The 7,674-nt window shown below is 70.4% G+C and carries 8 protein-coding genes and 1 pseudogene; 5 read left to right on the top strand and 4 right to left on the bottom strand.

Features of this window, described 5'->3' with window-relative positions:
• Positions 1-167: 167 nt before the first annotated feature.
• Together IY392_RS00605 and IY392_RS00600 are read right to left on the bottom strand one after the other, a co-directional pair.
• Positions 168-521 (bottom strand): hypothetical protein, encoded by a 354-nt coding sequence (locus tag IY392_RS00605; RefSeq protein WP_309233962.1) that lies wholly within the window; start codon positions 519-521, stop codon positions 168-170.
• Positions 522-576: 55 nt separating this feature from the next.
• Positions 577-1,185 (bottom strand): GNAT family N-acetyltransferase, encoded by a 609-nt coding sequence (locus tag IY392_RS00600; RefSeq protein ID WP_107757729.1) that lies wholly within the window; start codon positions 1,183-1,185, stop codon positions 577-579.
• Between the two features lie 81 nt (positions 1,186-1,266).
• Between IY392_RS00600 and IY392_RS00595 the strand changes: the two genes are divergently transcribed.
• Positions 1,267-1,926 carry a TetR/AcrR family transcriptional regulator gene (locus tag IY392_RS00595; protein WP_182612076.1) on the top strand — a complete coding sequence of 220 codons (660 nt, stop codon included), beginning with the start codon at positions 1,267-1,269 and terminating at the stop codon, positions 1,924-1,926.
• Here IY392_RS00595 and IY392_RS00590 read toward each other — a convergent pair.
• A complete protein-coding gene (locus IY392_RS00590) occupies positions 1,923-2,183 on the bottom strand; it encodes a hypothetical protein (protein ID WP_194860259.1) in 261 nt (86 codons plus the stop codon). The genes IY392_RS00595 and IY392_RS00590 overlap by 4 nt on opposite strands.
• A gap of 74 nt (positions 2,184-2,257) precedes the next feature.
• Here IY392_RS00590 and eat point away from each other — a divergent pair, with 74 nt between their 5' ends.
• The 4 genes from eat to IY392_RS00570 all read left to right on the top strand — a co-directional run bounded on the left by eat (position 2,258) and on the right by IY392_RS00570 (position 7,431).
• Positions 2,258-3,697, top strand: coding sequence for an ethanolamine permease (gene eat / locus IY392_RS00585; RefSeq protein WP_107757727.1), 1,440 nt, complete (start codon positions 2,258-2,260; stop codon positions 3,695-3,697).
• A 6-nt stretch (positions 3,698-3,703) separates the two neighbouring features.
• Positions 3,704-5,116, top strand: coding sequence for an ethanolamine ammonia-lyase subunit EutB (locus IY392_RS00580; protein WP_194860258.1), 1,413 nt, complete (start codon positions 3,704-3,706; stop codon positions 5,114-5,116).
• Positions 5,113-5,907 (top strand): ethanolamine ammonia-lyase subunit EutC, encoded by a 795-nt coding sequence (eutC, locus tag IY392_RS00575; protein WP_194860257.1) that lies wholly within the window; start codon positions 5,113-5,115, stop codon positions 5,905-5,907. Before IY392_RS00580 ends, eutC begins: the two co-directional genes overlap by 4 nt.
• Before the next feature lie 141 nt (positions 5,908-6,048).
• Positions 6,049-7,431, top strand: a complete 1,383-nt coding sequence (locus IY392_RS00570; protein ID WP_309233961.1) for a lipase family protein — start codon at positions 6,049-6,051, stop codon at positions 7,429-7,431.
• 31 nt (positions 7,432-7,462) lie between these two features.
• On the opposite strand, the pseudogene IY392_RS00565 reads toward IY392_RS00570, so the two are convergent.
• Positions 7,463-7,674, bottom strand: a pseudogene (locus tag IY392_RS00565) (4Fe-4S ferredoxin); the annotation flags it as partial.

Genomic DNA, 7,674 nt, shown 5'->3' with positions numbered 1-7,674 from the left:
GACCGGGCACACCGCCTCCCCCGGCCGTGTGCGCGACGGTGGCGGTGAGCGCGGATGCCAGCACCACGACAGCCGCGCGCCACTGCGCGATCGGGTCGCGGTACCTGGTCACGGTGTAGAAGCTACTCCCACCCCTCCGGCGCTCCCGGCGTCGGTGGGGTGGACGGTCAGTGCGCGCGGGGGTGGAGCTCGGTGGCCCAGACGGGGGGCCCGTCCGGGTGGTCGCGGCGCCCGGTGACCGAGAAGCCGTGCCGTTCGTACAGTGTGACGTTCCGCAGGTCCGAGGTCTCCAGGCGCCCGATCCGGTCGCCGTGCAGGGCCACGATCTGTTCGACCGCTGTCACGTCGGGGTCCGGGGCGTCCGGTGGCAGGAGCGCGATCACGCCGTCGAGGTTCCCGGTGACAGCGACGAACCCGTGTCGGTGGGCGTGCGCGGGACAGAGCTCCTGCAGGGCGAGCAGGCGCTCGCCGTACCCCTCCTCGGGGATGACGTGGCGGGTCCAGGGGTAGTGCTCGAACACCCGGACGAGGATCTCCGCGGCCGTCGCGAGATCGTCCGGACCGGCCAGGCGGGGGTCACGCTTCGCCGCCGCCCGCCGGGCGGATCATCGTCGTGGACTCCTGCCCGGGCCCGGTGGGGACGGTGCCCACGGGGCGGAAGCCGAACCGTTCGTACAGACGGCGACTGCCCGAGGTGGTGGCCTCGAGGAACACCGGATACGGCCCGCCCCGGTCGATGAGGTCCAGGCGGTGGCGCAGGAGCGCCGATCCGATCCCCTTCCCGCGGGCCCGGGGACCGGCGGCGATGTCATGGAAGTACCAGTGCGGTTCCGACGGCCTGTGGGCCTCGACCGCGCGGGTATGGGCCCGTCCGCGGCGGGCGGTGGGTGAGACCATGTAGCGCAGGGCCGCCGCGATGCGGCCGACCCACCCGGAGAACCGGCCCGCATCGCGGTGGGGCGGCTCCCAGAGCAACGCGCCCAGTACCTCTGCGCCGTCAACGGCCACATCGACCCGGTCAGGGTGTCGACTGACGTGACGGCGGTAGTGCGCGGTCAGGCGTGCGGACCGTGAGGTCGCGTCAGGGTAGAACTGCGCCCACGCGGGGTCGTCACGGAACGCCTCCCCGAGCATCTCCCCGGTCGCCGGTGCGTCGGCAGGCCTCGCCGTCCTGATCTCCACCATGGTGCCCTCCTTCTGGTCATCAGTATTCTACGATGTAGAAATGGCGGCGTGGGCCCGGTGGCCCGAAAGTGGGGGGATCCGATGGTCGAGCGACACTCCGGACGTGGGCCGAGGGGACTGTCCCCCGAGCGGATCGTCGATGCGGCCGTCGGTCTGCTCGAGGAGGGCGGGCAGGAGTCCTTCAGTCTGCGCGGTGTGGCCCGAGCGGCGGGGTGCGACGCGATGTCGGTGGCCTATCACTTCGGGTCCAAGGAGGGGCTGACCAGGGCCATGGCGTCATGGCTGGACGCCCGGGTGCGGCCCGCCGCGCCCGGGGAGCACTGGCGGTCGACACTGCTCCACCTGGCCGAGCAGTACCGCGCGCTGGCCAGGTCGTATCCCCGGACGTTCCCGTTGCTCCAGCGGTTCACCCACACCGGGTCGGCCGACTACGCCACCACCGAGGTCGTGCACGCGGCGATGGCGGGTGCCGGGATCCCCCGGCCGCAGGTGGTGACCGTGACGGTGGGTTGGTTCGCGACGGTGCTCGGGCTGGCCACGGCCGAGGCGCTGGGGATGATGGCTCCCGTGGACTCCGCCACCGCGGTGGAGATCGAGGCGCTTCCCGCCGAGGACTACCCGCTCACCACGGCGCTCCTGGCGGACTATCGCGGGATCGACCCCGGTGTCGTCTTCGGCACCGCCGTCGATCTGATGCACGACGGGATCGAGCGGCTGGCCGGCGGGGCTCGAGGCGACTAGCGCGAGTGGTGCTGCGCGAGTTCGTCGACGGTCTTGTCCGACGTCTCGGAGATGATGTCGAGAATCTGCTGATTGTGCGCGGAATCCGCGCTCACGAGCGACACGTGGTCCTCGCCGTCCGCCAGGAGGAGGGCCCCGATACCGCTGCGCTGCGTCACGGCGTCGATGTACCGGATGGAGTTCTCCGGGGAGACCATCGTGTCGGCGGTGCCGACCGCCGTAACCGGGTCGTCACATCGCGTCGACGCGGTGCTCACACCGCGGACCTACGGTGAGCCGGTTCGCGCCCGCCGCGCGACATCCGTCGATACCGCTTCGAGAGAGGCCGCGCATGTCCATCGCAGACACCCACAGTAGCCACCATGACGGAACGCGATCTCACCTCGAGAGCGGTGACTACCTGGCCAGGCGCCAGTTGAAAAAGGGCACCGCCGGGTGGGTGCTGCTCGCGGGTCTCGGCGTCAGCTACGTGATCTCGGGCGACTACTCGGGGTGGAACTTCGGCCTGGAACAGGGCGGCTTCGGTGGCCTGCTCATCGCCGCGGTGATCATCGCCGGCATGTACCTGGCCATGGTGCTCGGCATGGCCGAGATGTCCTCGGCGCTCCCGGCCGCGGGCGGTGGCTACACCTTCGCGCGGCGCGCCCTGGGGCCGTGGGGAGGGTTCGCCACCGGAACCGCCATCCTCATCGAGTACGCCATCGCGCCCGCCGCCATAGCGACGTTCATCGGCGCGTACGTCGAATCTCTGGAGTTGTTCGGCATCACCGACGGGTGGTGGGTCTACCTCGCGGTGTACGCGGTGTTCATCGGCATCCACCTCGCCGGAGTCGGTGAGGCCCTCAAGGTCATGTTCGTCATCACCGCCATTGCTCTGGTCGGCCTCGTCGTCTTCGCCGTGGCGGCCGCGGGCCAGTTCGAGGCGTCGAACCTCACCAACATCGCTCCCACCGACGCCGCCGGTGCCTCGGACTTCCTGCCGTTCGGATTCCTCGGCATCTGGGCCGCCGTGCCGTTCGCGATCTGGTTCTTCCTCGCCATCGAGGGTGTGCCGCTGGCCGCCGAGGAGGCCAAGGATCCGGCCCGCAACGTTCCCCGCGGCATCATCGCGGGGATGGGGGTCCTGCTCGTCACCGCGACCACCGTCCTGGTCCTGGCCACCGGTGCCGGCGGCGCGGATGCCATCCAGTCTTCCGGAAACCCACTGGTCGAGGCGCTCGGCGACGGGTCGGCCGCGAAGCTGGTCAACTACATCGGGCTCGCCGGTCTCGTCGCCAGCTTCTTCTCCATCATCTACGCCTACTCCCGTCAGTTGTTCGCCCTCTCCCGGGCCGGCTACCTGCCCAGGGCGCTGTCCGTCACCAATTCGCGCAGGGCGCCGACCCTGGCCCTCGTCGTCCCGGGAGTACTCGGGTTCCTGCTCTCCCTCACCGGCCAGGGCGACATGCTCCTCAACATGGCGGTGTTCGGTGCTGCGCTCAGCTACGTCCTGATGATGGTCAGTCACATCGTGCTGCGCCGAAGGGAGCCGGACATGGAGCGCCCCTACCGGACCCCCGGCGGCGTCGTGACCACAGGGTTCGCCCTTGTCGTGGCCGCGTTGGCCGTGGTGGCCACGTTCCTCGTCAACAGCACGGCCGCGCTCTGCTGCCTGGTGGTGTTCGGTGCGTTCATGCTGTACTTCGGTATCCACAGTCGCCACCACCTCGTCGCCAACTCCCCGGACGAGGAGTTCGCCGCACTGGCCCGAGCGGAAGCAGAACTCGAATGAGCCCCGATGAGTAAGTACACCCAGCAGGTCTCGGGAACGACCTTTCGGTTCGACGGCCTCGTGGACCTGATGGCCAAGGCGTCCGCGCGGAGATCGGGTGACGAGTTGGCCGGGTGCGCGGCGTCGTCCGACGCCGAACGCGCCGCCGCGCAGTGGGCGCTCGCCGAGGTCCCGCTCGTGACCTTCCTCGAGGACCTGCTCGTGCCGTACGAGACCGATGAGGTCACCCGTCTCATCGTCGACTCGCATGATCGCGCCGCGTTCGCACCGGTGGCCCACCTCACCGTGGGTGGCCTACGCGACTGGCTCCTCGAGGTCTCGGCCTCTGCCGGTGCGGCCGCGACGCTGGCCTCCGTGGCGGCGGGGCTGACCCCGGAGATGGTGGCGGCGGTGAGCAAGCTGATGCGCAACCAGGACCTGATCGCCGTGGCCCGCGCGGTCCGGGTGACCTCGGCGTTCCGGACCACCGTGGGCCTGCCGGGCACCCTGGCGACGCGCCTGCAGCCCAATCATCCGACCGACGACCCGAGGGGCATCGCCGCGGCCACCCTCGACGGTCTGCTCCTGGGCTCCGGCGACGCGGTGATCGGCGTCAATCCGGCGACGGACTCCCCGCACGCCACCTCGGACCTGCTGCATCTGCTCGACGAGATACGCCAGCGCTTCGAGATCCCCGCGCAGTCCTGCGTCCTGTCACACGTCACCACGACGATGGAACTCATCGAACAGGGGGCGCCGGTGGATCTGGTCTTCCAGTCCGTCGCCGGCACGGAGGGCGCCAATTCAGGCTTCGGGGTGGACCTCGCGCTGCTGCGCGAGGCCAATGAGGCGGGCCGCTCGCTGCACCGCGGGACCGTGGGCGACAACGTGATGTACCTGGAGACCGGGCAGGGCTCGGCGTTGAGCGCGGGCGCACACCTGGGGACGGGAGGCCGGCCCGTGGACCAGCAGACTCTCGAGGCCAGGGCCTACGCGGTGTGCCGTGACCTCGATCCGCTGCTGGTCAACACGGTCGTGGGGTTCATCGGTCCCGAGTATCTCTACGACGGCAAACAGATCATCCGCGCAGGGCTCGAGGACCACTTCTGCGGCAAGCTCCTCGGTCTGCCGATGGGTGTGGACGTCTGCTACACCAATCACGCCGAGGCCGACCAGGACGACATGGACAGCCTGCTCACACTGCTCGGTGCGGCGGGCGCCGCCTTCGTCATCGCGGTGCCCGGCGCCGATGACGTGATGTTGGGATACCAGAGCCTGAGCTTCCACGACGTGTTGTATGTCAGGCAGGTGCTGGGGCTGACCCCGGCCCCGGAGTTCGCGGAATGGCTCGACCGTCTGGGCATGGTCGACGCGCGGGGACGGATTCTGGACATCGACGCCACCGGGTCTCCGCTCCGCGCCCTGACGGGGACGAGATGAGCGGGATCGAGCCCGCCTTCTGGGACGAGCTGCGCCGCAGCACCCGGGCACGTATCGGGCTGGGCCGCACCGGAGACTCGCTCCCCACCCGCCGGGTTCTGGAGTTCCGGTCCGCCCACGCCGCCGCGCGGGACGCCGTGCACATGCCGCTGGATGTCGAGGCGCTGGCCGCGCAGGTGCGGGAGATCGGTATCGGGGAGCCGGCCGTGGTCACCTCGCGGGCCTCCTCGCGTGGGGAATACCTGCGACGGCCGGATCTGGGCAGGGTGCCGCGGGATGTGTCCTCGATCCCCGAGGGGGAGTTCGACGTGGGCGTCGTCCTGGCCGACGGCCTGTCCCCACGTGCGCTGATGGACCACGGCGCCGGGCTCCTCGGCGCGATGGTGTCCGAGCTGGCCGAGCTGTACTCTCTCGCCCCGCCGGTGATCGCGACCGAGGCCCGGGTGGCACTGGGCGATCATCTCGCCCGCGCCATGGGCGCCCGCACGATCGCGGTGATCATCGGCGAGCGGCCAGGATTGTCGGTCGCCGACAGTCTGGGGATCTACCTGACCCACCTTCCCTCGCCGGGAACCCCCGACTCCGGGCGCAACTGCATCTCCAACATCCACCCGCCTGACGGGTTGGACTACGCCCGATCCGCGCACATCGTCGCGCGGCTCATCGCGGGGGCCCGGGAACTCGGCGCGTCCGGGGTGGCGCTGAAGGACACCTCGCGGGCGGCCGGGGTGGAGGCCGGGGACACGCTGACGGTCGAGGGCGAGGCATCAGACACTCGGACACCGGATTGAGGTCCACACCGGACAGGCGCCCCGCTCTCTCAGCTCATACCTATTCTTTGCCTATCTAAGGAGGAGGGCCACCACAGCCCGCTCTCAGGATTCTAGACTCCCGACCCGTAAGTGATCCGCATCACACCTTACGGGGGTCCCGTGTCACCACGTCGAACAGCACTACGCGCAGCAGCGCTCGCCACCGCCTTCCTCGTCGCCGTCGGAACGCTCGCCGCCCCGGCGACGTCCGCGCAGGGTTCGAGCGACATCGGCTCGAGCGGGATCGGCTCGAGCGGGACGGGGTCGAGCAACGACCCCGCCGCCGCCTTCTACGAGCCGCCCGCCGTACTCCCGCCGAACAACGGTGACCTGATCAGGTCCGAGTACTTCCGACTGGCCGTGTCGCTGCCCTCCGTGCGAGGGATCATCGGTGCGGGCGATACCAGGGACTGGCCGGCCGACGGCTACCGCATCATGTACCGCTCCGTCGGGTCGAAGGGTCAGCCCATCGCCGTGACCGGTACCTATCTGAAGCCGGCCGCGCGATGGAACGGCGGGGGCAGCCGGCCCCTGGCGGTGCTGGCGCCGGGCACCATGGGGCAGGGCGACACCTGTGCGCCGTCCAAGTCCTTCCAGACGCTCGCCACCGTGAAGGACAACCCGCCCAGCGCCGGGATCGGGTACGAGTACATCCAGGCCTACGCCCTGGTGGCGCGGGGCTACGCCGTCGTCGTACCCGACTACGAGGGCCTCGGCACCCCCGGGATCCATTCCTACGTGCATCGCGAGTCCTCCGGTCGCGCGGTGCTCGACGCGGCGCGCGCCGCCGCCACGATCCCCGCGGCAGACACCGGGCCGAACCCCCGTACGGTGTTCACCGGTTACTCCCAGGGCGGGGCGGCGGTCGCCGCCGCCGCCGAGATGCATCCGCAGTATGCGCCGGAGGTCAACCTGCTCGGCACCGCGGCGGGGTCGCCGCCGGCGGATCTGGTGGCCACCCTCGACCAGATCGACGGCACCGCGATCGCCGGTGCGATCGGGTACGCGCTCAACAGTCTCGCCGACGCCTATCCCGAGGTGCAGCAGCGTCTCGACGTGCACCTCAACACCGCAGGCCAACAGATGCTGCGCACGGTCGCCGACCAGTGCCTCGTGGACACCGTCCTGCAGTACGGGCTCCGCAACACCTCGGAGTTCACCAAGACCGGTCGCCCGGCCATCGAGATCGTCCGCGAGGACCCGATCGCCCTGCACTACACGGAGCTACAGCGCATCGGTCTGGTCCGGCCCACGACACCGGTCCGGGTGCTGGCGGTGACCAACGACGATGTCGTGCCCGGTCCGCAATCGCTCCAGCTCGGCCGCGACTGGTGCGAACGGGGCGCCACCGTCCAGATGGACGTGGACGAGACGCCGCCGCTGCTGCCGGGGATGATCCTCAATCACGTCGGCCCGATGATCACGCAGGTCAACAGCACCGTGCAGTACCTCGCCGATCGGATCGCCGGGCAGCCCGCACCGAGCAACTGCGGGACGTACTAGGCCCGGGACCGGTGGGCGGGCCCGCGTGCTCCTAGGCGGACGTCCTCACCGGGCCCGACGGGGTGACCGGCCGCGGGAGACGGCCCGCGTTCGCGTCGGCGAGCAGCGCGTCGACCGTCTCCCGCGCACAGGTCTTGTTGGACCCGATGAAGCCGCGCGGTCCACGCTTGATCCAGCCGACCACATAGGAGCCGGGGACCTCGGACCCACCGGGGCGGTCGAGGACGCGGCCGCCCCGGTGGG

The sequence above is a fragment of the Dietzia sp. SYD-A1 genome (genome assembly GCF_015356725.1).
Classification (GTDB): Bacteria; Actinomycetota; Actinomycetes; order Mycobacteriales; family Mycobacteriaceae; genus Dietzia.
This window is presented reverse-complemented; position numbering and strand designations above follow the sequence as displayed.